Source organism: Chromobacterium sphagni (assembly GCF_001855575.1).
GTDB classification, from domain to species: Bacteria; Pseudomonadota; Gammaproteobacteria; order Burkholderiales; family Chromobacteriaceae; genus Chromobacterium; species Chromobacterium sphagni.
The window spans coordinates 204,513-228,482 of sequence record NZ_MKCS01000004.1; the positions used below are offsets into that span (position 1 = coordinate 204,513).

General features: G+C 64.6%; 23 protein-coding genes. 11 read left to right on the plus strand and 12 right to left on the minus strand.

The genetic code is table 11. From position 1 onward, the window contains the following. On the plus strand, positions 1-756 hold the full coding sequence (locus tag BI347_RS21490; protein ID WP_071114528.1) for a substrate-binding periplasmic protein: 756 nt from the start codon (positions 1-3) through the stop codon (positions 754-756). Between the two features lie 65 nt (positions 757-821). Here BI347_RS21490 and BI347_RS21495 read toward each other — a convergent pair whose 3' ends face one another. The 8 genes from BI347_RS21495 to rluD all read right to left on the minus strand — a co-directional run bounded on the left by BI347_RS21495 (position 822) and on the right by rluD (position 6,728). Beyond that, the gene (locus BI347_RS21495) at positions 822-1,220 is read right to left on the minus strand and encodes a VOC family protein (protein WP_071114529.1); all 399 of its coding nucleotides are present in this window, start codon (positions 1,218-1,220) and stop codon (positions 822-824) included. Positions 1,221-1,273: 53 nt separating this feature from the next. Next, complete coding sequence (locus BI347_RS21500) at positions 1,274-1,681, minus strand: hypothetical protein (RefSeq protein WP_071114530.1); 408 nt, start codon at positions 1,679-1,681, stop codon at positions 1,274-1,276. A 53-nt stretch (positions 1,682-1,734) separates the two neighbouring features. Next, a complete protein-coding gene (locus tag BI347_RS21505) occupies positions 1,735-2,457 on the minus strand; it encodes a metallophosphoesterase (protein WP_071114531.1) in 723 nt (240 codons plus the stop codon). A gap of 17 nt (positions 2,458-2,474) precedes the next feature. After that, on the minus strand, positions 2,475-3,128 hold the full coding sequence (locus tag BI347_RS21510; protein WP_071114536.1) for an HD domain-containing protein: 654 nt from the start codon (positions 3,126-3,128) through the stop codon (positions 2,475-2,477). A gap of 173 nt (positions 3,129-3,301) precedes the next feature. After that, positions 3,302-4,150 carry a GNAT family N-acetyltransferase gene (locus BI347_RS21515; protein WP_083339108.1) on the minus strand — a complete coding sequence of 283 codons (849 nt, stop codon included), beginning with the start codon at positions 4,148-4,150 and terminating at the stop codon, positions 3,302-3,304. After that, positions 4,147-4,758, minus strand: a complete 612-nt coding sequence (locus BI347_RS21520; RefSeq protein ID WP_071114533.1) for an AraC family transcriptional regulator — start codon at positions 4,756-4,758, stop codon at positions 4,147-4,149. Before BI347_RS21520 ends, BI347_RS21515 begins: the two co-directional genes overlap by 4 nt. A 145-nt stretch (positions 4,759-4,903) precedes the next feature. After that, a complete protein-coding gene (pgeF, locus tag BI347_RS21525; protein WP_071117056.1) occupies positions 4,904-5,641 on the minus strand; it encodes a peptidoglycan editing factor PgeF in 738 nt (245 codons plus the stop codon). Further along, on the minus strand, positions 5,631-6,728 hold the full coding sequence (gene rluD, locus BI347_RS21530) for a 23S rRNA pseudouridine(1911/1915/1917) synthase RluD (protein ID WP_071117057.1): 1,098 nt from the start codon (positions 6,726-6,728) through the stop codon (positions 5,631-5,633). The genes pgeF and rluD overlap by 11 nt, the downstream gene beginning before the upstream one ends. On the opposite strand from rluD, the gene BI347_RS21535 reads away from it, so the two are divergent. Beyond that, positions 6,727-7,518 carry an outer membrane protein assembly factor BamD gene (locus tag BI347_RS21535; RefSeq protein WP_071117058.1) on the plus strand — a complete coding sequence of 264 codons (792 nt, stop codon included), beginning with the start codon at positions 6,727-6,729 and terminating at the stop codon, positions 7,516-7,518. The two genes, rluD and BI347_RS21535, sit on opposite strands and share 2 nt — an antisense overlap. Positions 7,519-7,594: 76 nt before the next feature. On the opposite strand, the gene BI347_RS21540 is transcribed toward BI347_RS21535, so the two are convergent. Then, positions 7,595-7,933 (minus strand): P-II family nitrogen regulator, encoded by a 339-nt coding sequence (locus tag BI347_RS21540; RefSeq protein ID WP_071117059.1) that lies wholly within the window; start codon positions 7,931-7,933, stop codon positions 7,595-7,597. Between the two features lie 147 nt (positions 7,934-8,080). Here BI347_RS21540 and purL point away from each other — a divergent pair, with 147 nt between their 5' ends. Together purL and BI347_RS23820 are read left to right on the plus strand one after the other, a co-directional pair. Further along, on the plus strand, positions 8,081-12,040 hold the full coding sequence (gene purL / locus BI347_RS21545) for a phosphoribosylformylglycinamidine synthase (RefSeq protein ID WP_071117060.1): 3,960 nt from the start codon (positions 8,081-8,083) through the stop codon (positions 12,038-12,040). After that, complete coding sequence (locus BI347_RS23820) at positions 11,980-13,083, plus strand: hypothetical protein (RefSeq protein ID WP_158020837.1); 1,104 nt, start codon at positions 11,980-11,982, stop codon at positions 13,081-13,083. Before purL ends, BI347_RS23820 begins: the two co-directional genes overlap by 61 nt. Positions 13,084-13,135: 52 nt before the next feature. Here BI347_RS23820 and BI347_RS21555 read toward each other — a convergent pair whose 3' ends face one another. Both BI347_RS21555 and BI347_RS21560 read right to left on the minus strand, forming a co-directional pair. Next, positions 13,136-13,930: a siderophore-interacting protein gene (locus BI347_RS21555; RefSeq protein ID WP_071117061.1), complete on the minus strand. Its 795-nt coding sequence runs from the start codon at positions 13,928-13,930 to the stop codon at positions 13,136-13,138. Between the two features lie 11 nt (positions 13,931-13,941). Beyond that, positions 13,942-14,580: a PadR family transcriptional regulator gene (locus tag BI347_RS21560; protein WP_071117062.1), complete on the minus strand. Its 639-nt coding sequence runs from the start codon at positions 14,578-14,580 to the stop codon at positions 13,942-13,944. Between the two features lie 203 nt (positions 14,581-14,783). Between BI347_RS21560 and BI347_RS21565 the strand changes: the two genes are divergently transcribed. Next, entirely contained in the window at positions 14,784-16,418 is a 1,635-nt protein-coding gene (locus tag BI347_RS21565; RefSeq protein ID WP_071114937.1) for a methyl-accepting chemotaxis protein, read from the plus strand. Between the two features lie 65 nt (positions 16,419-16,483). Here BI347_RS21565 and BI347_RS21570 read toward each other — a convergent pair whose 3' ends face one another. Further along, positions 16,484-17,383, minus strand: a complete 900-nt coding sequence (locus BI347_RS21570) for a TIGR02285 family protein (protein ID WP_071114936.1) — start codon at positions 17,381-17,383, stop codon at positions 16,484-16,486. Between the two features lie 411 nt (positions 17,384-17,794). On the opposite strand from BI347_RS21570, the gene BI347_RS21575 reads away from it, so the two are divergent. The 6 genes from BI347_RS21575 to BI347_RS21600 all read left to right on the plus strand — a co-directional run bounded on the left by BI347_RS21575 (position 17,795) and on the right by BI347_RS21600 (position 23,970). Next, the gene (locus tag BI347_RS21575) at positions 17,795-18,295 is read left to right on the plus strand and encodes a metal-dependent hydrolase (RefSeq protein ID WP_071114935.1); all 501 of its coding nucleotides are present in this window, start codon (positions 17,795-17,797) and stop codon (positions 18,293-18,295) included. A gap of 115 nt (positions 18,296-18,410) precedes the next feature. Next, positions 18,411-19,055, plus strand: coding sequence for a TetR/AcrR family transcriptional regulator (locus tag BI347_RS21580; RefSeq protein ID WP_071114934.1), 645 nt, complete (start codon positions 18,411-18,413; stop codon positions 19,053-19,055). Next, positions 19,052-20,035: a secretion protein HlyD gene (hlyD, locus tag BI347_RS21585; protein WP_071114933.1), complete on the plus strand. Its 984-nt coding sequence runs from the start codon at positions 19,052-19,054 to the stop codon at positions 20,033-20,035. The genes BI347_RS21580 and hlyD overlap by 4 nt, the downstream gene beginning before the upstream one ends. Continuing rightward, entirely contained in the window at positions 20,032-21,756 is a 1,725-nt protein-coding gene (locus BI347_RS21590) for an ATP-binding cassette domain-containing protein (protein ID WP_071117063.1), read from the plus strand. The genes hlyD and BI347_RS21590 overlap by 4 nt, the downstream gene beginning before the upstream one ends. Then, positions 21,753-22,871: an ABC transporter permease gene (locus tag BI347_RS21595; protein WP_071117064.1), complete on the plus strand. Its 1,119-nt coding sequence runs from the start codon at positions 21,753-21,755 to the stop codon at positions 22,869-22,871. Before BI347_RS21590 ends, BI347_RS21595 begins: the two co-directional genes overlap by 4 nt. A gap of 4 nt (positions 22,872-22,875) precedes the next feature. Next, positions 22,876-23,970 (plus strand): ABC transporter permease, encoded by a 1,095-nt coding sequence (locus BI347_RS21600; protein WP_071117065.1) that lies wholly within the window; start codon positions 22,876-22,878, stop codon positions 23,968-23,970.

Consider the following 23,970-nt stretch of genomic DNA (forward strand, 5'->3'; position numbering starts at 1 on the left):
GTGATCGCCAGGCTGCTTTTCATGCCGCTCGCAATGCTGTTGGCGTTTGAGGTTCATGCCGAAGGCCGGACGCTGGCGATGTGCTATGACAAGTATCCCCCCTACGCCATCGGGGAGTTTGGTGCCGTGACCGAGAGCGGCATCAAGGTTCGTCTGTTGCAAGAGATCGCCAAACAGCTTGGCCTAGTCGTCGTCGTCAGGATTCTGCCTTGGGGGCGTTGCCAGGCCGAGGCTAAGGAAGGGAGGCTGGATGGCATCCTTCCCCTGTATAAAACCCCGGAACGCGAACAGTATCTGGAGTTTTCCGCGCCGGTGATGAAGCAATACAACTGTTTTTTGTATAAAAAAAGCGCATTTCACGGCGATGTGGACTGGAAAAACTATGACAAGCTTAAAAAACACCGGCTGGGCATGGAAATAGGTTCGGTTGTCGATAAGGCTATGGAGGCCGCTTTTGCGTCCTCCCATCCAATCGAGCGGGCGGCCGACTCCGTCGCCCTGATCAAGATGATCGACTCCGGCCGCATCGATCTGGCAACCATCGATTCGAATGTGGGCAGGTATCTTGTCGATCAGCAGGGAGTCGGGGAGACGATAGGGGTTTCCAACGTGCCTATCGGCCAACTGAGCTACGCTTCTTTCGGGCTTTCCAAGGCGTCGGGAGCCGCCAGATGGATTCCCGAATTCAATAAGGCGATCGAGAAAATGCGCGCGTCCGGACAGCTTGAAAAAATCGTCAACGCGGCGGGGGAATAGCGCTGCGGGCAGAATTTTGGCACCGTTTGCCGCGCCCGCATCGATTCATGTCGGGCGCTCAAGCCTTACACCGGACTCTTCGCATTCTGCAGCACGGTTCGATAGCCGTCGTGGTCGACAAAGGTAACGCCGTGTTCGTCCCAGTAAGGATTGGCGGACGGCGTGGCGCGGAAGCCGGCGGCGCGCATGCAGGCGCACCGAGTCTGCCATTCGGCGTGATCCGGCAGGTAGAGCACCAGCAGGTCTTCTACTGTCGGGGTGGGCGGAACCGGGTGCTGGCGGTCGACGATGAATTCCAGGTGATAGCCGGCGCCGGGCAGGCCCAGCATGATGCCGTCGAAACCGTCGTGTTCGCTGAAGCTGCCCAGCAACTGCAGGCCAAGGCCTTCGCAATACATGGCCTTGCTGGTCGGGAGATTGCTGACCGGACGGGCTACGCGCAGATGGGGGATAAGGTTGTACATGATGACGGACCTTTGAGGGAGGGTGCCATCATCATGCCATAGGTATTTGCGGCTCAGCCAGCCTTGCCGGCGGCCTTGATCTTCTGCATCTCCGCCTCCACCAGCGCGCCTTGCTGCAGGGCTTGTTGCAAGTCGTCGGCCTGGCGCAGGCCGGCAAAGGCGAGGGCCGGGTCCAGCGCGGTCAGCGCGCGGCGCACGCTGGCGCACACATCGGCGGCGGCGGTGAAGTCGGCCGGGCCCATCACCTTGCCGTTGCGGATGCGGCGGTAGTAGGCGCGGGTGGAGTTCAGGTATTGGCCGGCCTGCTGATTGCCGTCCAGCCGGCCGTCCTTGGCCAGATCCTCCAGCAGGGCGGTCAGCCGGCTGCAAGCTGCTTCGGCTTGGCCGTAGCGCTGCTCTTGGATGCGGCGGTCCAACTGGCCCGGCTTGGGACCGGAGGATTTTTTCTTGTGCTCGGCCATGGTGTTTCCTTGTAAGCGGGTCGCGCATTCTAGCCGTTTGCGCCGCCGGGCGTCTAATGCACCAGGAACTGCGCCATGTACTCGACGTTGGCTGGGAGGGAGACTTCGACGAAGTCGTTGATGCAGAACAGCGTCAGCTTGCCGCCGTAGACGGCTCCGGTGTCCAGGTGCATCACGTTGTCGTACATGATGGCATGCTCTTGCGGGGTGTGTCCCACCAGCAGCAGGTTTACGCCTTGGACTTGGCCGCCGCCGCCATTCTTCACCCGGCTGCGCGACCACAGCAGCGTGCTGTAGTCCTGTTCGCTGGGGTTGTCGGCGTCTAGCCGCGCGGACAGCGACCGCCAGTCGTTATCCGGACAGTCGGCATGCACCACGCCTATCCGGCCGCCCACTACGGCGATTTCAAGCGCCAACGGCAGTTGGGAGATGGCTGCCAGGCAGGCGTCGCGCTCGGCCTGGCCTTGCTCGGCCAGCCAAGCGCCGCCGTTGCACAGGTGGCGCTCCTGGTTGTCCGGCGGGTTGCGCATCGCGTCCAGCGCCATCTGTTCGTGGTTGCCGCGCACCGCATGGAACCAGGGCTGCGCCAGCCATTGCACCGCCAGATGGCTTTCCGGCCCGCGGTCTATCAGGTCGCCCACCGACAGCAGGCGGTCGCACGCCGGGTTGAAGGCGATGATGCTCAGCAGCCGGCCAAGCTGGCTGAAGCAGCCATGCAGATCCCCGACCACCCAGTCGCGGCCTTCGGTATTGCGCGGCAGTTTGCGGATCATCATGGCTGCGGGTTCCTGTGTTAGCGGGCCATCCAGTCTTGGCAGAATTCATCGCGGAAGGTCAGCAGCCACTGCAGTTTGCGTTCCGCCATCTGCCTGCCCGCGTCGGTTTGCATCATGCCGGGCAGCTTGGCCAGCTTCACCGCGATATGGTCTATCGCCCAGGCCTGGTCGTCGGTGGCGCGCTGTTTGGCCAGCGGATCCAGCGGGTGGGCCAGCGCGCGGCCCATGCGGCCGGAGACGTAGAACATCCGCGCCAATCCCACCGGACCCAGCGCGTCCATGCGGTCGGCGTCCTGGACGATTCTGGCCTCCAGGCTGCGCGGCGCGATGGCTGCCGAGTAGCTGTGGGCCTCGATGGCGTGGGCGAGATTGTCCATCTGCGCGGCGGACAGGCCGCTGTCCGCCAGCAACTGGCGCGCGCGCTCGGCTGACCAGCGCGAGGCCATCTGGCGCTGGGCGTGGTTCTTGGGCAGATTGACCAGATCGTGCAGGTAGCAGCCGGCCATGACCACCCGCGTGTCGGCTTCGGGGTATTGCGCCAGCAGCTGGCGCGCCACCGCCCATACCCGGTGCAGGTGGCTGAGGTCGTGGGCGCCGTCGTTGTCGGGAGGTTGCTGTTCAAGCAGTGCGATCAGGCGGTGCTGCCAGTCGGTTTGTTGTTGTGGGTTCATCGGGCAGGCCTTGGTTCTGCGCCGGGCCTTCCGCAGCGCTTGCGGCCGGCCGGGCTGGTTGTGATGCGTGATTGCGCCGTCGTTTGAGAGCGGGGACGGTTGGCCGCGCGGCAGCGGGAGAATCCGCTTGCCTGCGCTTTTCATTTTATCACCGGATGGCATGAATGCCCGTCCTAAGGTCCAGCCGGCTTCAGCATCTCCCATTGCGACAGCCGATAGACAGCCTGATGCCGGAGCAGCAGGCTGATCATCGCCAGGTCGCGGCGGTCGACGTTGTTGAACGTCAGCCGCCCGCCCGGCGACAGCGATTGCCCGGCATGCAGCAACTGGCTGGCGATGCCCTGGCGGCGGCAGCCGGGAGTAACCATCAGCTCAAGCACCTCGCCGTCGGCCGACAACAGCAGCGAGCCCTGCAGGACATCGCCGCTGCGCACGCTCAGCCAGCGCGGGGCTGGGTCGGCGCGCAGCAGAGAGTCCCGACGGTTGGGTACGGCCGGGGGGTAGGCCAGCCAGTCGGTTTGCGGCCATTGCGCCGGCAGATAGCCGGCGTGGGTGGTGACCGGCCAGTAGCGCGAGCCGGCGATGAGCATCTGGATCTGATAGCAGTCCAGTTGCCGCGCCGGCTGGAAGCCAAGCTTGGCGTAGGCAGGGCGAGCGCGCTGGTTGTCTTCCATCACTTCCAGTCTTTGCTGGAAGATGCCGCGCTTTGCCAGCAGCTGCGATACTTTTGCCGCCATCCCGCTGAGCGCGCCGTGGCGGCGGGCGATGGGCGAGACGCCGGCGGCGATGCAATAACCTTCGACGCGGCCGGCGATCTCCGGCGTGGCGCAGAGCCAGAAACCCACCAGCCTGCCGCCCTGCCACGCGCCGGCGCTCAGTTCCGGCACCCAGCCGCGGCGCAGCAGCATGCGGCGCAGTTGTTCCAGATCGGGCTGGGCGGGCACCAGATAGTCGCTGAAGGCCTCCAGAAAGCAGGGGTGCAGGTCGGCGGACGACAACCTTGCGAGATCGGCGACTCTCATTCCGCTTCTGCCGCGGCGGAAGTGGACACGGTGGCCAACAGGCGACTGATGGTGGCGTCTTCTTCTCCCACCGGCACGACGTAGGACAGCGCTTCGCGGGCGCGCTCGATGCCGGCCAAGCGCAGCAACACCCAGCTGGCCAGGTATTGCGAGGACAGACAGCCGCCTGCGGTGGCGATGTTGCCGCTCGCGCGGAAGGCCTGGCGCGGCACGGCGACGCCGGCCTGCTCCAGCCAGGGCCGGGTGAGGTCGTCGCTGCAGGCGATATTGTCCGGCAGCAGTCCCAGCCGGTGCAGCAGCAGCGCGCCTGAGCACTGGGCGCCGATCAGCTGGCGCTGCGGATCCAGCCGGAATTGGCGCGTAATGGCATCGTCAGCCACCCAGTCGCGGGTGCGGAAGCCGCTGCCTATCAGCACGGCGTCGGCGCGGTTGGCGAATTCCAGGTTTTCTTGGCGCTGCATGCGCACGCCGTTCTTCGATTGCAGCGTGGCGAAGGGGCTGCTGATGCGCACGTTCCAACCATGAGGCTGCATGCGGCCAAGCATGCCCAGCGCGATGAAGGAGTCCAGTTCATTGAAGCAGTCCAGCGTGACGATGGCGATGTCCATGCGGCGTTGTGATCGGCGAGTGGGGATAGGCTTGATGATGTTCGCGTGGCCGGGCGGGGTCAATGCGGCGGCGGGAAATTGCTGGGGAATAATTGTCTGGAGGCGAATAAAATAAACACCCCGCCGGGAGGCGGGGCGCCAGGATTCAGTCCTGCAGCCAGATCAGCGAGGCCATGCGGCCAGTCTGGCGGTCGCGGCGGTAGGAGAAGAAGCGCTCGCGGTCTATCACCGTGCAGAAGTCGCCGCCGTACACCCGGCTGACGCCGGCCGCGGCCAGGCGCTGGCGCGCCAGCGCATAGATGTCCGCCAGGTATTTGCCTTCGCCGATGTCGGCGAAGGCTTCCACGGCGGCGGGGTCGCGGGCGATGAAGGCTTCCCGCACTTCCGCGCCCACTTCGAATGCGTCCGGACCGATGGCCGGACCCAGCCAGGCCATCAGCGTCGATGGCGCCGGCCCTATGGCCGCGATGGCGGCCTCCAGCACGCCGTCGCACAGCCCGCGCCAGCCGGCGTGGGCAGCCGCGACCGCGCTGCCGGCGTCGTCGCATAGCAGAACCGGCAGGCAGTCGGCGGTCATCACCGCGCAGATCGCGCCCGGAGCGCGCGCGAAGCTGGCGTCGGCGTCCGGCGGCAGCTCAGCCGCCGAGGCTGCATTGGCCACCGCGGTGCCGTGCACCTGATTGAGCCAGAAAGGCTCCGCCGGCAGCGCTGCGCGCAGCCGCGCGCGGTTGGCGGCGACGTCGGCAGGGTCGTCGCCCACGTGCGCGCCCAGGTTCAGGCTGGCGTAGGGCGGCTGGCTGACGCCGCCCTGGCGGGTGGTGGCCAGGGTGCGGACATTGGCCGGGGCCGGCCAGTCCGCCGCGATCCAGTTTTCAGCGGGCATAGATTACTTCGACGTCGCCGTCGTCCTCGTCGTCGTCATCCCAGTCTTCATCGTCCAGCTCCTCGGCCGGGACGAAGGCGTCCTCGTCGGGCAGCGCGCCATCGCCGCGCAGCAGGTCCAGCAGACGGCGGAAGTCTTCCGGCAGCGGGGCCTTCCAGCTGCGCTCTTCGCCGGTGGCCGGGTGCACCAGGGCCAGCGCATAGGCGTGCAGCGCTTGGCGGTCCAGCGCCCTCACCGCGGCCGCGGTGTCGTCGTCCATCTTGTGGCGCGGATTGCCGTAAACCGGATCGGCTGACAGCGGATGGCCGGATTCGCGCATGTGGACGCGGATCTGGTGGGTGCGGCCGGTTTCAAGCTTGCATTCGATATAGGAGTGGCTGGCGAAGCGCTCCAGCACCCGGATATGGGTGATGGCGGGTTTGCCGCCGAATTTCAGCACCGCCATCTTCAGACGGTTATGCGGATCGCGGCCGATATTGGCGTCGATGGTGCCGTCGAACGGTACCACGCCGTCGGCGATGGCGCGGTAGATGCGCTTGACGGTACGGGCCTGCATCTGGCGCACCAGTTCGGTTTGCGCCGGCAGGGTCTTGGCCACCACCATCAGGCCGGAGGTGTCCTTGTCCAGACGATGCACGATGCCGGCGCGCGGCACGCCCGCCAGCGAAGGGCAGTGGTGCAGCAGGCCGTTGAGCAGGGTGCCGCTCCAATTACCGGAGGCGGGATGCACCACCAGGCCGGCTGGCTTGTTGATTACCAGGATGTGCTCGTCTTCGAACACGATGGGCAGATCCATCGCCTCCGGCTGGAAAGCCATTTCTTCATGGGTCTGCTGTAAAGTGACCACCAGCTTCTCGCCGCCCAGCATCTTGGTCTTGGGCGCCATCACCTGGCCGTCCACCGTGACCAAGCCGTCTTTTATCCATTGGGTCAGCCGGCTGCGCGAGTAATCGGGCAGCAGTTTGGCCAGCGCGGCGTCCAGTCTTTCGCCGCCGAGCGACAGCGGAATTTCGAGATGTTGCGTAGCAGATATCTCGTTTTCCGAGATGTCGCTATAATCGTCCGGGTCAATGTAAGGATCAGTCATGAAAAGATACGTTGTTGCAGCAATGTTGGTGATGGGGCTTGCCGGATGTGCAACCACGGAAACCTACGACGAAACGCGCGGCTGGACCGTGGAAAAGCTGTATTCGGAAGCTCACGACGAGTTGAACAGCGGCAATTATACCCGTGCTGTCAAGCTCTATGAAACGCTTGAGTCGCGCTTCCCTTACGGACGCTATGCGCAGCAGGCGCAAATGGACCTGGCCTACACCCACTACAAGGATGGGGAACCGGAGCAGGCGATCGCTTCTGCGGACCGTTTCATCAAGCTGCACCCGACCCACCCCAACCTCGATTACATTTATTATCTGAAGGGTTTGGTGTATTTCAATGACGATTCCGGCCTGCTCGCCAAATGGGCCGGCCAGGACATGAGCGAACGCGATCCGCGCGCGGCGCGCGAGGCCTTCACCGCCTTCCGCGAGCTGGTTACCCGCTTCCCCAACAGCACTTACGCGCCGGATGCCAGCGCCAAGATGACCAAGCTGGTGGATGCGCTCGGCGGCAACGAGATGCATGTGGCGCGCTACTACATGAAGCGCGGCGCCTATCTGGCCGCCGCCAACCGCGCGCAGGGCGTGGTGAAGGACTTCGCCAATACCAAGTACCCGGAAGAGGCGCTGGCCATCATGGTAACCGCCTACGACAAGCTGCAGCTGCCGCAGCTGCGCGACGACGCCCGCCGCGTGCTGGCGCTGAATTATCCCAAGAGCCATTACCTGTCCGCCCAGTGGACGGTTGAGGAAATGCCGTGGTGGAAATTGTGGAAGTGAGCGCGTCCCGATCTTTACGCTAGGCGCAAAAAAGCCGTCCCAGTCAGGGGCGGCTTTTTATTGGACGGTCCGGGTGTCAGATCGCCTGTTCGTTGGTTTCGCCGGTGCGGATGCGCACCACCTGCTCCACTGGGGTGACGAAGATCTTGCCGTCGCCTATCTTGCCGGTGCGGGCGGTGGCGACGATGGTCTCGATCGCGCGCTCCACCAGGTCGTCTGGCAGGATCACCTCTATCTTCACCTTGGGCAGGAAGTCCACCACGTATTCGGCGCCGCGGTACAGTTCGGTGTGGCCTTTTTGCCGGCCGAAGCCTTTGACTTCGGAAACGGTGAGGCCGTTGACGCCGATCTCGGACAACGCCTCGCGCACTTCGTCCAGCTTGAACGGCTTGATGACGGCTTCGACCTTTTTCATTGCGGAATGCTCCTGATAGAACGGGATGACGGAGGGGTAAATCGCAAAAATTGCCAATATGCGTCCGGAAAGTCCGGCGTGGCCTTAAATACAACGATGTTTTGCTGTATTATGACGCCCTTTCCTGGTACTTGTCGCGGGTGTCTAATGTCTTACATTACCAAGCTGCGCGGTGGCGTTGCCCTGTCACCGTTTCGTCTTGAAAAACTGCAGGCGGCAGCGGCCGATGCCGGTTTGAAGGATCTGGTCCTGATGGCCGAGTATTGGCATTTTGCGGAAAGCGACAGCGAATTGACGCTGGAAGAGGTAGGCGTGCTGGGCCAATTGCTCAGCTACGGCGAGCCGCCGCTGAGCGCGGAGCCGGAAGGCGAACTGTTCCTGGTGACGCCGCGTATCGGCACTTTGTCGCCATGGGCGTCCAAGGCCACCGACATCGCCAGGCACTGCGGCCTGCCAAGAATCCGCAGAATCGAACGCGGCACCGCATTCCGGGTCAAGTCCGCAAATAAATCTTTAAGTAAAGAGGCTCGCCACATTCTGGCGGGCCTCTTGCACGATAGGATGACCGAAACGGTGCTGGCCTCGTTCGACGAGGTGGAGAAACTGTTCGTCCATATCGACCCGCAGCCGATGACCCGCGTGGATGTGCTGGGCGGCGGTCGCGAAGCGCTGGCCGACGCCAACGCCAAGCTGGGTCTGGCCTTGTCCGAAGATGAAGTGGATTATCTGGTGGAAAACTTCCAACGGATGAAGCGCAACCCCAGCGACGTCGAGCTGATGATGTTCGCCCAGGCCAACTCCGAGCACTGCCGCCACAAGATATTCAACGCCCAATTCATCATCGACGGCGTCGAACAGGGCAAATCGCTGTTCCGCATGATACGCGATACCCACGACGCCCATCCGCAGGGCACCCTGGTGGCCTACAAGGACAATGCCTCGGTGATCGAAGGCGCTTTCATCGAGCGCTTCTACCCGCAGCCGGGCAGCCATCAGTACGCCTACAATAGCGAGCCCACCGACATCCTGATGAAGGTGGAAACGCATAACCACCCGACCGCCATTTCGCCCTTCGCCGGCGCCTCCACCGGCAACGGCGGCGAGATCCGCGACGAAGGCGCCACCGGACGCGGCTCGCGCCCCAAGGCCGGTCTGACCGGCTTTTCGGTGTCCAATCTGAATATTCCCGGCTTCAAGCAGCCGTGGGAGCTGTACCGCGATGGGCAGGCGGAGTACGGCAAGCCCGGCCGCATCGCCTCGGCGCTGCAGATCATGCTGGAAGGCCCGATAGGCGGCGCGGCGTTCAACAACGAGTTCGGCCGTCCCAACCTCACCGGCTATTTCCGCACTTTTGAAGAAGAAGTGAACGGCGAGATGCGCGGCTACCACAAGCCCATCATGCTGGCTGGCGGCCTGGGCAGCATCCAGCAGCAGCAGATCCACAAGAACGAAATCCCGGAAGGCGCGCTGCTGATCCAGCTGGGCGGTCCGGGCCTGTTGATCGGCCTGGGCGGCGGCGCCGCCTCGTCGATGGACACCGGCGCCAATAGCGAAAACCTGGACTTCGATTCGGTGCAGCGCGGCAATCCGGAAATCGAGCGCCGCTGCCAGGAGGTGATAGACCGCTGCTGGCAGCTGGGCGAGGCTAACCCCATCGTCTCCATCCACGACGTGGGCGCCGGCGGCTTGTCCAACGCCTTCCCGGAGCTGGTGAACGACGCTGGCCGCGGCGCCGTCTTCCACCTGCGCAAGGTGCATCTGGAAGAGAAGGGCATGACGCCGATGCAGATCTGGTCCAACGAGGCGCAGGAGCGCTACGTGATGGCCATCCTGCCTCAGGACCTGGAGCGCTTCAGCGCGCTGTGCGAGCGCGAGCGCTGTCCGTTCGCGGTGCTGGGCACGGCAACCGACGACGGCCATCTGCAGGTGCGCGACGACCATTTCGACAACAATCCGGTGGACATGCCGCTGGAAGTGCTGCTGGGCAAGCCGCCGCGCATGACCCGCGACGTGAAGACGCTGGAGCCCGAGTTCCAGACCTTCGACGCGTCCAGGTATCCGCTGCGCGAAACCGCCTACCGCGTGCTGCGCCACCCGACGGTGGCCGACAAGTCCTTCCTGATCACCATCGGCGATCGCTCGGTCGGCGGCATGACCGCGCGCGACCAGATGGTGGGCCGCTGGCAGGTGCCGGTGGCCGACGTTGCCGTCACCACCATGGGTTTCAACACCTATCGCGGCGAAGCGATGGCGATGGGCGAACGCACGCCGGCCGCGCTGTTCAGCGCGCCGGCCTCGGGCCGCATGGCCATAGGCGAGGCGCTGACCAATATCGCCGCGGCTTTCGTCGGCCATCTGGGCAATGTCAAGCTGTCCGCCAACTGGATGGCGCCGGCCGGCCATCCGGGCGAAGACGTGCGCCTGTACCGCACGGTTGAAGCGGTGTCCGAGCTGAGCCAGAGCCTGGGCGTCAGCATCCCGGTGGGCAAGGACTCGCTGTCGATGAAGACGGTATGGCAGGAGAACGGCGAGCAAAAGTCGGTTACCGCGCCGATGTCGGTGGTGATCTCCGCCTTCTCCCCGGTGGAGGACGTGCGCAAGACCGTCACCCCGGCGCTGCAGGACGTGAAGGACAGCGATCTGATCCTGATCGATCTGGGCTATGGCCGCTGCCGCCTCGGCGGTTCGATCTACGGCCAGGTGTGGAAAGACATGAAGGGCCGCGCGCCGGACGTGGAAAGCCCGCAGCAGCTGGCGGCTTTCTTCGGCACCGTGCAGTCGCTGCTGCGCGACGACAAGATCCTGGCCTACCACGACCGCTCCGACGGTGGCCTGTTCGCCACGCTGGCGGAAATGATGTTCGCCAGCCATGTCGGCATCAGCGTCGATCTGCAGGAACTGGTGATAGAGCGGCAAAACACCCAGCGCATCATCGACGACTACGTGCAGCCTTCGCTAGAGGCGGCAACCCATGGCCGCATCATGCGCGTGCTGTTCAACGAGGAGCTGGGCGCGGTGCTGCAGGTGCGCAAGGGCGACACGCCCGAGGTGATCGCGCGCTTCATGAAAGCCGGCATCGGCCGCGAGTTGTTCGTGCTGGGCCGCATCAACGGTTATGATCGCCTGGTGATCAAGCACAAGGGCAAGGACCTGTTCAGCGAGAGCCGCAGCGAGCTGTTCTGCGCTTGGTCGGAAACCAGCGCCCGCATGCAGCGCCTGCGCGACAATCCGGCCTGCGCCGACAGCGAACAGCTGCTGCGCAGCCACGCCAAGCCGCGCGGGCTGTTCGCCCAGCTGAGCTTCGACGTGCAGGGCAACCCGGCGGCGCCGTTCATCGCCACTGGCGCGCGTCCGCGCATGGCCGTCCTGCGCGAGCAGGGCGTCAACGGCCAGCTGGAGATGGCGGCGGCGTTCGACCGCGCCGGCTTCGACGCGGTTGACGTGCACATGAGCGACATCATCGCCGGCCGCGTGCAACTGGCCGACTTCAAGGGCTTGGCGGCCTGCGGCGGCTTCAGCTACGGCGACGTGCTGGGCGCCGGTGAGGGCTGGGCCAAGAGCATTCTGTTCAATCCGCGCGCGCGCCAACAGTTCGAGGTTTTCTTCGGCCGCAAGGACACCTTCGCGCTGGGCGTGTGCAATGGCTGCCAGATGATGTCCAACCTGTCGTCCATCATTCCCGGCGCCGAGTACTGGCCGAAGTTCCGCCGCAACGCGTCGGAGCAGTTCGAGGCGCGCTTCACTATGGTGGAGGTCACGGCGTCGCCGTCGATCTTCCTGGCGGACATGGTGGGCAGCCGCCTGCCGGTGGTGGTGAGCCATGGCGAAGGCCGCGCGGTGTTCGCGCCGGGCAGCCAGGACCAGGTGCTGACCGCGTTGCGCTACATCGACTTCGACGGCCGCGCCACCGAAACCTATCCGCTGAACCCCAACGGTTCTCCCGCGGGCATCACCGGCGTCACCACGCCGGACGGCCGCTTCACCATCATGATGCCGCACCCCGAGCGGGTGTTCCGCACAGTGCAGAACAGCTGGCATCCGGCTGAATGGGGCGAGAACGGCGCCTGGTTCCGCATGTTCGCCTCGGCGCGGCGCTGGGTGGGTTGATTCGGCAGTGCGGTTGTGAGCAGCGAAAGCAAACGGAAGCCAGATGGCTTCCGTTTTTCGTTTCCGGGGCCTGGGCGATGGTTGCGGGAAGAACGTGCGTTGCGCCGGCGGGCAACCGCAATGACAATGCGTTTGGTTTGCCGCGGATGCTTGCGCGTCTGGTTCGTTTTCCGCGCGGACGTATCCGTCGGCCTTTTCATGACGCGATGGCGGCGCTTGCGGGAAATCATGCAGGCAAAATCCAATCGGGAATTTTCCGTTTTGAATTGGAATCGCGCCTGTTTGCGGTCTCTCATTGCTTTGTCATTGGCGGGGAAAAGCGTTTTTGCGATAATCGCCGCCTGTCCGGCCGGAATCCATTGAGGACGAATATGGCCCGGCCGGATACGCTCCAGGAAATGGCGTACCTGGCGCTTGATACCAATCATTGCCGATTCCGTGAAGAGATTAAAATGAAAAAGACTATCCTGACACTTTCCCTGCTGGCGGCGACCATGCTTTCCGGTTGCGCGGGAACCAATTTCAAAAGACCGGATGCCGGCGCGCTGACGCTTGGCCAATCCACGGCGGCGGACGTGGCCAGGGTGATGGGCGAGCCGCAGCAAAGCGGCGAGGCGATGAAGAACGACCAAACCATCAAACTGGCGCGTTATGCTTATGCTTCCACGTCGGGCGCGGCCCGCTACCCCGGTGTCACACCGGCCCGCGCCATGGTATTTTCCACTTTCAAGGATGTGCTGGTTGGCGAGGAGTTCAATAGTTCGTTCGCCGAAGACGCCACCGATTTTGATGAAGGCAAGGTGTCGGCGTTGCGGAAGGGCGCGACCACCCGCTCCGAGGTGATCGCGCTGCTGGGCAAGCCCAGCGGCGAGGCGATCTATCCCATTATCAAAAGCAAGACCGGCAAGGGCGTGGTATATGCCTATACCCACGTTACCGGCACTGTGTTCAATATGAAGCTTTACAGCAAGCTGCTGGTGGTGTCGTTCGATGAGCGAGATGTCGTCAGCGACGTGGAATACTCCTCCAGCGGCAGCAAGTAAGCGGCCCGCGCCGCCGCGAAAAAGCCCGGGCCTCATGGCGCCGGGCTTTTCATCATTCTCCTATGGTTTCATGCGCGCCGACGTCGCCGCTTTTCCAGTAGCCGGCCACGCGCATCCTGTCCTTGTCTATTCCCAGCTGTTGCAGATGCTTGTGCAGCGCGCGCATCTCGCCGCTTTCTCCCGCAGCCCAGACATAGCCCGCGCCGGCCGGCAGAGCCATTTGCGCCACCGCTTGCAGCAGATTCTGCTGCTGATCGCGGTGCCGCCAGACGATTTCCACGCCGGCGGGGCGGCTCAGCGGCAAGCGGGCGGTCTCATCGTCCACCAGGATCAGCGCGGTGCCGACGCTGTCCGCCGGCAGTTCCTCCAGCCGGCGGGCGATGGCCGGCAGCGCCGTTTCATCGCCTATCAGCCAGTGCCAGTCGAAACCGGTCGGCACCACGCGCGAGCCGCGCGGGCCGCCTATTCCCAGGTAGTGGCCGACTTGCGCCTGTGCCGCCCAGTCGGATGCGACGCCGCCGTCATGCACCACGAAGTCGATGTCCAGCTCGCCGGCGGCGGCATCGTAACGGCGCGGGGTGTAGTCGCGCATCGCCGGCTTCGCTTGGCTGGCGGGAAAGGTGATGCCGCTTTCGCCGACTGTGGGGATGGCCGGCTGGCTCTCGCCCGCGGCGGGGAAGAACAGTTTGATGTGGTCGTCGAAGGAGGCGGAGACGAAGCCCGCCAGGTCTTCACCCTTCAGCGTGATGCGCAGCATGCGCCCGGCAAGCCGCTGGACGCGGCTTACCTGCAGCAGGCGGAATTTCAGCGGGTGGCGCAGTTTTTGTATGGTCAGATCCTGATGCATGGTGGGTTCCTTTATTTTGTTGGGCCGGTGATTTCGGTGGCGGCGCGCTGCAGGATCTCCGCAATGCGGCGCTGCTCACAGGAGTCTGCCTTGTCGCGCAGCAGCAGCGCGTGCTTGAGCGCGCGGCGGGCTTCTATCAGCTCCTTGATCCAGCCGGCGGCGCCGTCTTCGCCGATCTCCTCGCCGGCGTAGGCGCGGCGCGCCAGTTCCATCTTGCGGCCGATGTGGTTGAGCTTGGCCAGCATCAGCCCCACATGCTCGCGCTTGACCGCAAGATGCTGATGGCCGGACTCGGCTATCGAATAGCATTTGCGGTTGCCGCTGCTGGCGACGGTGACATGGCCGACTTCTTCTAGATAGGTGAGGGCGGGATAGACCATGCCTGGGCTGGGGCTGTAATAGCCGTTGGAGCGGCCGGCCAGCTCCTTGATCAGTTCGTAGCCGTGGCTGGAGCGTTCGGCGATCAGCGCCAGCAGCAGCAGTTGCAGGTCGTCCGAACTGAATTTGCGGCCGCGCGACAGATGTTCGTTGTCGCCGGCGTAGTGGGCGTGGCGTCTGCCGCCGCCGCGGCGATGATGTCCCGTCATGGCCTGCAACAGGCGACGGAGCGAGTTGGGGCGTTGCGAGGGGCTGTGGTGTAGGGGGCGCATGACGGCTCCTAATACGAAAAACAGTCTTAAGATATATGTCTTAAGATATGAAAGTCAAGCGGCAAGTTCAGTTGTCTGGAAAAATCCGGTTTTGTGTGTGGGTTATTTAATGACAAAAGTCAATAATATTAAGATTGATATTGAAATTGAATAATCGAATGCGTTATCGTTGCCCGTTGTTTACAAATCAACTGGATGGGGCAATGGCGAGAACAATTTCATTGAAGCGACGATTGCTGCTGCAGACGGCCGGCACCATCGTATTGGTATGTGTGCTGGGCGCGTTGTTGATGAATGCTTTGCGCCAGCAGATGCTGTCCGACCGGCACGATCTGGTGCGCCATCAGGTGGAGGCCGCCGCCAGCCTGGTGGCGGCGCATGAGGAGCAGGCGGCCGCCGGCATGGTGCCGGAGGCCGATGCCAAGCGCCAGGCCTTGCAGGAGCTGGCGCGGCTGCGTTTCGACGGCAACGAGTATTTCTTCACTCTGGACCGCAATATGGTGTGGCTGGCCCATGGAATGAATCCCAAGCTGGTGGGCAAGGACATGCACGGCGTCAAGGACGCGACCGGCATAGGCATGGGCCAGCTGTTCGACCGGGTGCTGCGAGAGAACGGCGGCAAGGGCTTCGCCCAATATTACTGGGACAAGCCGGGAGCCCGCGTGCCGCAGCCCAAGCTGGCCTATTTCCAGACCACCTCCCGTTGGGGGTGGGTGGTTGGCACGGGCTTGTATCTGGACGACATCAACGCGGTGCTGCTTGACCAGGTGTTGAGCGTGGGCGCGCAGGTGTTGCTGTTCATGGTGGTAAGCCTGTCGCTGGGCTGGTGGGTGTACCGCAGCGTGATGCGCGAACTGGGCGCCGAGCCGTCCGAGGCCGCCGCCATTGTGCGTGAAATCGCCGCCGGCAAGCTGGACCGCGAGATACGTCTGGCCGCGGGGGACAAGGACAGCCTGCTGGCCCACATCCGCGAGATGCAGGCTCAGTTGCGCCAACTGGTGGGCGAGATCATGCGCGACGCCGAGGAGTTGGGCAGGCTGAACGCCGACGTGGTGGGCGGCGCCCGCATGGTGGCCGACAATTCCCAGGGGCAGAGCGAGGGCGCGGCGGCGATGGCGGCGTCGGTGGAGCAACTGACCGTCAGCATCAACCATATCGCCCAGCACGCCAAGGATGCTCGCTCGGTGTCGCAGGATTCCGGCCAGTTGTCGGAGACCGGCAGCGAAGTGATCGCCCGCGCCGTGGAGGAGATGCAGGGCATCAGCGCTACGGTGGACATGACCGAAGCGGCGATTGCCGACCTGGCCAGCAAGACCGCCACCATCTCCAATATCATGCAGGTGATCAAGGATATCGCCGACCAGACCAATCTGCTGGCTTTGAACGCCGCCATCGAGGCGGCGCGGGCCGGCGAGAGCGGCCGCGGTTTCGCCGTGGTGGCCGACGAGGTGCGCAAGCTGTCCGAACGCACCGCCAAGGCGACGGAGCAGACCGCGACCATGATCGACGAGATCCAGGCCAGTTCCGACCTGTCGCGGCAGAATATGAGCGAGACGGTGACCAGGGTGAAAACCGGCCTGGAGCTGGCCGAGCACGGCGGCCAGCTGATCCAGCAGATTCATGGCAGCGCCAGCCAAGTGGTGCGGGTGGTCAACGACATCTCGCACGCGCTGCAGGAGCAGGGCACCGCCAGCCAGGACATCGCCCGTCACGTCGAGCAGATCGCCCAGGTGGCGTCCGGCAACGCGGTGGCGGCTACCCAGGCGTCCGAGAGCATACAGCGCATAGACGAGGTGACCGGCAGCCTCAGGCAGTCGGTGGCGCAGTTCCAGGTTTAAGGCTGCTGGTCAGCGGCATGGGGCCGGATGGATGTTGCCGCCTGGCCTTTTTCGCTTCCGCTGGGTCAGGGATGGGCGGTCAGCGAAAACCGCGCGGGGTCGGATGCATGGCCGCGTTGCCGGTAGAACTTGTCCAGCTCCGGCTTGTAGCGTTGCAGCGATGCCGGCGACAGCCAGCGCTCCTGCGCCGCGCGGTAGGCGGGGTCGTTCACCACCTGGGCAAGCAGCGCGTCGATTTTCAGGATGGCCTGCCGACCCCACTCCGTGCGCGGGCAGGCGATGCCGACCGGTATCAGCGCGGCGCCGGCCAGCGGCAGGCTGACCAGAGCCTGGTTGCCATGGCTCCGCTGTTGGTAATTGAGATCGGATTCGTAGTCCAGCGTGTAGTCGGCCCGGCCCAGCTGCAGCAGCTTGAACAAGCCCTCATTCGACGGCAGGTTCTGGATGTCTCGCAGATTGGACTTGTCCTTGTCGCTGGCCAGCTGCCTGTCGATGCCGGCGGTATAGCTCCTGCCGGCGGCGACGATGCCGCGCAGATCCGGTTGGCGGATCAGTTGTTCCAGTACTACCTCGCCTTTGTCGTTCAATGGCGCTTTCGCCGCCACTTCGCGGCGGATGATTACCTGCAACGGCAGCTGCATATGCGTCAGCGTGAAGAAGGCGAGCCTCTCCCGCGTTGGGGTGGGAATCAGATTGAGCCGGCAGATGGGGCTCTTGTTCTGCAATTCCAAGACGCTGCGCGCGGTGCTCATCACAATGAAGCGATGCTCGGCCTGCGGCCATTTCTGCATGATCAGCTTCAGGTAGACATCATTTTGTCCGGTGGTGGGCTTGCCGTCCCGCACGATGAAATTGGGCGGCCAGTCGGACAGCACCCACGTCATCTGCGTTGCCGGTCGCGCCTGGGCGGCCGGCGCCATCGCGGCAAGGCAGAGCGCCAGGATGATTGTGGACAGGCGTCGCATGAGGTTCTCCGGTGAAGCGGACGGATGCGTCGGCGGGGGCTTGCCGTTTTCGCCAGCCGGACGCGACTGGCAGCTTCATTTTATAACGCTTCCGCGGCAGCTCGGGATATTCAGGCACCAAATGGCAATTCCCCTGTCTCTTGTCAAGCGCGCTTGGCGGGGACTGACATCCATCAGCTGAAATCAGGCAGCGCATTGGCATAGACTTCCATTTTCAATTTGGCGGACGGCAAGTTTTCTTTGCATCCGGCGCGTGTGATGCAGTAGCATGGCGCCCGCTCGTTCATACATGTGTTTGATCCGTGTGTGGCGGGCAGGTGGCGATGGCGGCATAAGCGGTCGGTAGCAAGATAACAACATGCCGCAGGGGCAGCGCACGATGGTCAGCAGGGAAAGCGGCGGGATAGCCGGATGATGGTCGCCACACATGTCGCGTTCGGCGCGTTTTGCGCGGTATCCGCCGCCTTGTTGCTGCATTTGCCCCCGATGCTGGCGCTATTGCTGCTGGCTGGAGGCCTGGCCGGTTCGCTGCTGCCAGACATCGACCATCCCAAAAGCTGGCTGGGCCGGCGCATTCCCTTCATCTCCCGCCCGGTGGCCTACCTCTTCGGCCATCGCGGCATCACCCACAGCCTGCTAGCGGTGGCCGGCGTGTTCTACGCCTGCATCGCCTGCCTGCATGGCTGGAACATCAGGCTGGGCCACGCCATGCCGCTGGTGCTCGGCATCTGCGTAGGTTATGCCTCGCATCTGGTTGGAGACTGGCTGACGCCGGCCGGTATTCCGCTGCTGTGGCCCATTCGCATCCGTTTCCGCGCGCCGCTGATGCTGTTGCGCGGCAAGATGGCGGAGCCGCTGATGGTGGTGGGGCTGTGGTTTGGCGCCGGCTTCCTGATGTGCAAAACCCTCTGACCGTGAATGATCGACCCCGGCGGCTGTTGCGCCGCGGGTCCCCTTGGCTTGCGATCCTGCGTTTTTGATCCCGGCTTTCCTTGTCGCCATTTTTATACGGACGTATAAGAAATGAATGGGCTTATCCGGCAAGCAGATTGATACCCGCCAGCGCCTGTTGCGGAAAGGCTTGGCCATGGTGGCGCGCACCGGCGTGCGCGGATTGGTGGTGCGCGAGCTGGCCGCCGCCGGCGTCAATCTAGGCAGATTCGTCTACCACTTCGGGAACCGCGAGCGCTTTATCAGCGAACTGGTGGAGTTATGGTACGCGCCCATCTACCGCCAGTTGCGTCCGGTGGCGCGCTTGCAATCCGGCGACGCCCTGTCCCGGCTGCAAGCCGTCCTGGAACAATTGCTGGAGCTGGCGGCGCAGAATGCCGGCTTCCTCAGCCATGTGCTGGCGGATGCGCTGGCCGGGGAACCGGCCGCGCAGGCTTTCGTGTTGCGGCTGCCGTCCCGTCACTTTCGGCTGCTGATCGTGTTGCTGAGCCGCGCGCAAAGGCAGGGGAGGCTGATCGCGGCGCCGGCGCCGCAATTGCTAGGCTATCTGATGGCGGCGATCGGGATGCCGCTGCTGCTGGCGCGCGGCCCGCTGGCGGCCTGCGACTGGCTGCCGCCGGCTGTGCGGCAGCTGCAAGCCTGGATGGCGGATATCGAGGCGGCGAGACAAAGGCTGGACTGGGCGCTGGCGGGCATCTCGACAAGGGGGGAGTCGCAATGAAAAAGATCTGGGTGGCGGCTGTCGCGCTGCCGGCATTGCTGGCCGGCGGCATCGCTTACTACTTCTACCAGAGCGCAGCCGAGGCGGAACGCCAATCCACGCTGTACGGCAATGTCGACATCCGCGAGCTGAGCCTGGCCTTCCGCGTGTCCGGCCGCCTGGCCTTGGTGCAGGTGGACGAGGGCGACAGCGTGCAGCCGGGCCAGATACTGGCGCGGCTGGATGCCGAGCCGCTGCGCAACAGCCTGAACGCGGCGCTTGCCAACGAGGCGGCGCTGGCGGCGCGCAACGCGCTGATCCACAAGGGGAGCCGCAGCGAGGACATCGCCCAGGCGCGCGCCAGGCTGGACGCGGCGAAGGCCGCGTGGGTGCAGGCTGAAAGCGAATATCGCCGCCAACGCGAGCTGGTGCCGGCCGGCGGCAGTAGCCAACAGTTGCTGGAGGCCGCCCGTTCGCAGCGCGATCAGGCCATCTCCCAGCGCGATGCCGCCCAACAGCAGCTGCAGCTGCTGGTCAAAGGCTACCGTCCGGAGGAAATCGCCGAATCCGACGCCCAGCTGAAACAGGCGCGGGCGGACCTGGCCGCCGCCCGGCTGGCGCTGCGCGACGCCAACCTGCAGGCGCCCAGCGCCGGCATCGTCCTCACCCGCGCGGTCGAGGCCGGCAGCATGGTGCAGGCTGGCACGCCAGCCTTCAGCCTGTCGCTGCGGCAGCCGGTGTGGGTGCGCGCTTATGTCGGCGAACCCCAGCTGGGGCGCTTCGCCAGCGGCAGCAAGGTGCTGCTCAGCAATGACAGCCACCCGGACAAGACCTATCACGGCGTGGTGGGCTTTGTGTCGCCCACCGCCGAATTCACGCCCAAATCGGTGGAAACCGCCGATCTGCGCACCTCGCTGGTTTATCGCATCCGCATCGTGGTGAGCGACGCCGACGCCGGGCTCAACCAGGGCATGCCGATGACGGTGAGGCTGGCTCCGTGAGCGCGGCGCCGGCTATCCTGACGCAAGGCCTGGCGAAGCGTTTCGCCGGCGCGGTTCAGGATGCGGTGACCGACGTCAGCCTGGATATTCCCGCTGGCCGCATCGCCGGCTTGGTGGGGCCCGACGGCGCCGGAAAAACCACCTTGTTGCGCATCCTGGCAGGCCTGCTTGCGCCAAGTGCGGGCAGTGTGCGGGTGGCGGGCCTGGATCCGCAGGAGGATGGCGAAGCCTTGCGCCGCCAGGCTGGTTACATGCCGCAGAAGTTCGGCTTGTACGAAGACCTGACAGTGCAGGAAAATCTCGATCTGTACGCCGACTTGCGCGATGTGACGGGCGGGGAGCGCATGCAGGATTTCACCCGTCTGCTGGCGCTGACCGACCTCTCGCCGTTCACCGGCCGCTACGCCGGCAAGCTGTCCGGCGGCATGAAGCAGAAGCTGGGCCTGGCCTGCTCGCTGCTGGGCCGGCCGCGGGTGCTGCTGCTGGACGAACCCGGCGTGGGGGTGGACCCGATCTCCCGCCGCGAGCTGTGGAAGCTGATCCGCGCCTTGTCGGCCGAAGGCATCACCGTGCTGCTCAGCACCGCCTATCTGGACGAAGCTGAAAGCTGCGACGTGGTCTATCTGATGAACCAGGGCCGCATCCGAGCAGGCGGGCCGCCGGCCGAATTGACCCGCCCGTTGGTGGGCCGCTGCCTGCAGCTGACCGGTATCGCCGGCAACCGCCGCCAAGTGCTGCAAAGACTGCTGCGCCAGCCGCAGCTGATGGACGGCACCATACAGGGCAGCAGCCTGCGCCTGCTGTTGCGCGACGAGGACCAATGGCCGGATCTGCAGCTTGCCGAGGCGGGGCCGGACGCCCGCCTGCAAGCCGCGCCGCCGCGGTTGGAGGATGCCTTCATCAGTCTGCTGGGTGGTGGACCGGGCGGCGACTCCGTGCTGGCCGAGGTGATGCCGGCGGTGGCTGAACATGCCGGCGAGGCGGTGATAGAGGCCAGGGGCCTGTCTAAGCGCTTCGGCGACTTCTACGCCACCGACGACGTCAGTTTCGCGGTGCGGCGCGGCGAGGTGTTTGGCCTCCTGGGTCCCAACGGCGCCGGCAAATCCACCACCTTCAAGATGGAGTGCGGGCTGCTTAAGCCCAGCGCCGGCCAGGCGCTGGTGATGGGGCTGGATTTGAAGACCAGCCCTACCGCCGCCCGCCAGCAACTGGGTTATATGGCGCAGAAATTTTCGCTGTACGCGCAATTGTCGGTGCGGCGCAACCTGATGTTCTTCTCCGGTGTCTACGGTTTGCGCGGCCGGGCGCAGCGCGACAAGGTGGCGCAGATGGCGCGGGTGTTCGGCCTGGGGCCCTATCTGGATGGACTGGCCGCCACCTTGCCGCTGGGTTTCAAGCAGAGGCTGGCGCTGGCCTGCGCGGTGATGCACGAGCCGCCGCTGCTGTTCCTGGATGAGCCGACCTCCGGGGTGGATCCGGTGACGCGGCGCGAATTCTGGACCCATATCAACGGCCTGGCCGAGAAGGGCGTCACGGTGCTGGTGACCACCCACTTCATGGACGAGGCCGAGTACTGCGACCGCATCGCGCTGATCTATCGCGGCAAGCTGCTGGCGCTGGACACGCCGGACGCGCTCAAGCAAGGCGTGGCGAGCGCGGCGCGGCCCAATCCCACCATGGAGGACGCCTTCATCCAGTTGGTGGACGGGGCCGACTCATGAGCGGATTGAAGCTGCGTCGGCTGCTGGCCCTGTGCCGCAAGGAAAGCTACCAGATCGTGCGCGACCCCAGCAGCATCCTGATCGCCTTCATCCTGCCGGTGGCGCTGTTGTTCATCCTGGGCTACGCGGTGAACCTGGACTCGGCCCATATCCGGCTGGGCCTGCTCAATCAGGACGGCGGCGCCGTCGCGGCGCGGCTGGCGGCCACCTTCCGCGCCACGCCGTCGCTCGAGATCCACCCGCTGGTTTCGCGCGCGCAGTTGGAAGAACAACTGGCGCACGGCAAGATACGCGGCGCGGTGGTGATTCCCAATGATTTTTCCCGCCGCGCGCCGAGCGGCGGCGGCATCCAGCTGCTGACCGACGGCGCCGAGCCCAATACCGCCAACTTCGTCGCCGCCTACGTGCTGGGCGCCTGGCAGCAATGGCGGCAGCAAGAGGGGCAGAACCGCGCGCAGCCGCAAGACCCGATTATCGATATCCGCCAGCGCTTCTGGTTCAATCCCAGTGCCGAGAGTCCAAATTTTCTGGTACCGGGCACCATCGCGCTGGTGATGACCATAGTCGGCGCCTTGCTGTCCTCGCTGGTGGTGGCGCGGGAGTGGGAGCGCGGCACCATGGAGGCCTTGCTGGCCACGCCGGTGAGCCGGGCGGAACTGATCCTGTCCAAGGTCCTGCCTTACTACGTGCTGGGCATCGCCGCCATGCTGCTGTGCCTGCTAGTGGCGGTGTTCGTGATGGGGGTGCCGTTCCGCGGCCCGCTGTGGTTGTTGTGGCTGATGTCGTCGCTGTTCCTCGCCAACGCGCTGGGCATGGGGCTGTTTCTGTCAACCGTGCTGAAAAGCCAGTTCGACGCGGCGCAGGCGGCTCTCACCGCCGGTTATCTGCCGGCCTTGATGCTGTCGGGCTTCGTGTTCGAGATATCCAGCATGCCGGCTCCGCTGCAATGGCTTACCCGCATCCTGCCGGCGCGCTATTTCGCCAGTACCCTGCAGACGTTGTTCCAGGCCGGGGTGATCCCCTCGCTGCTGTGGTTCAATGCCGCCAGCCTGATGGTGCTGGGCGCGTTCTGGCTGGGCCAGACCGTGCGCAAAACCCGCCGGACCCTGGACTGAAACCATGTGGCAACGCTTGCAGTGGCTGATCATCAAGGAGTTGCAGACCATCGTCGGCAGCCGCCAGGGGCGCCTGTTGTTGGTGGTGCCGGTGCTGCTGCAGCTGGTGGTGTTTCCCTTCGCCGCCACGCTGGAGGTGAAGCATGCCAGTCTGGTGGTATACAACCAGGATGGCGGCGCGGCTTCGCAGGAGCTGGTGAAGCGCTTGGCCAGCAGCGTCATTTTCGACCAGATCGTGCCGGTTTACAGCCAGCCTGAGCTGCGCGAAGCCATAGACCGTCAGCGCGCGTTGCTGGCGGTGGTGTTTCCGGCCGATTTCTCCCGCAAGCTGGCGGCGGGGCGCAGCGCGCCGCTGGAGGTGATCGTGGACGGACGGCGCTCGAACAGCGGGCAGATCGCCAGCGCCTACATCGGCGAGGTGGCGGCGGCGTACCAGCAGGAGCGGACCGGCGACGCGGACGGCGGGGTGGGGGTGCGCAATCTGTACAACCCCAACCTGGAGTTTCAGTGGCACGTGCTGCCCAGCCTGGTGGCCATCATCACCACTGTGGGCTGCCTGATCGTCACCGCGCTGTCGGTGGCGCGCGAGCGCGAGGAAGGGACTTTCGACCAGTTGCTGGTTTCGCCGCTGACGCCAGCCTACATCATGGCCGGCAAAGCGGTGCCGGGCGTGCTGGTGGCGCTGCTGCAAGGCAGCCTCATAGTTTCCGCCGCAGTGTGGGTGTACCGGGTGCCGTTTGGCGGCTCATTGCCGCTGCTGTTCGTCAGCATGGCTAGCTACGGCTTGGCGCTGGCCGGGGTGGGCTTATTCATCTCGTCGCTCTCCCATACCCAGCAGCAGGCTTTTCTGGGGGTGTTTTCCTTCATGGTGCCGGCGGTGATCCTGTCCGGCTACGTGTCGCCGATAGAAAACATGCCGCAGCTGCTGCAATGGCTGGCGCGGCTCAATCCGCTCAGCTACTTCATTCCCATTCTCAAGGGGGTGTTTCTCAAGGGTTACGGCTTTGCCGACGCCTGGCCGTGGCTGCTGCCCTTGTGGTTGATCGCGCTCTTGACGCTGGGTCTGGCGCTGTGGTGTTTTCGCCGCCACGTCGAGTAG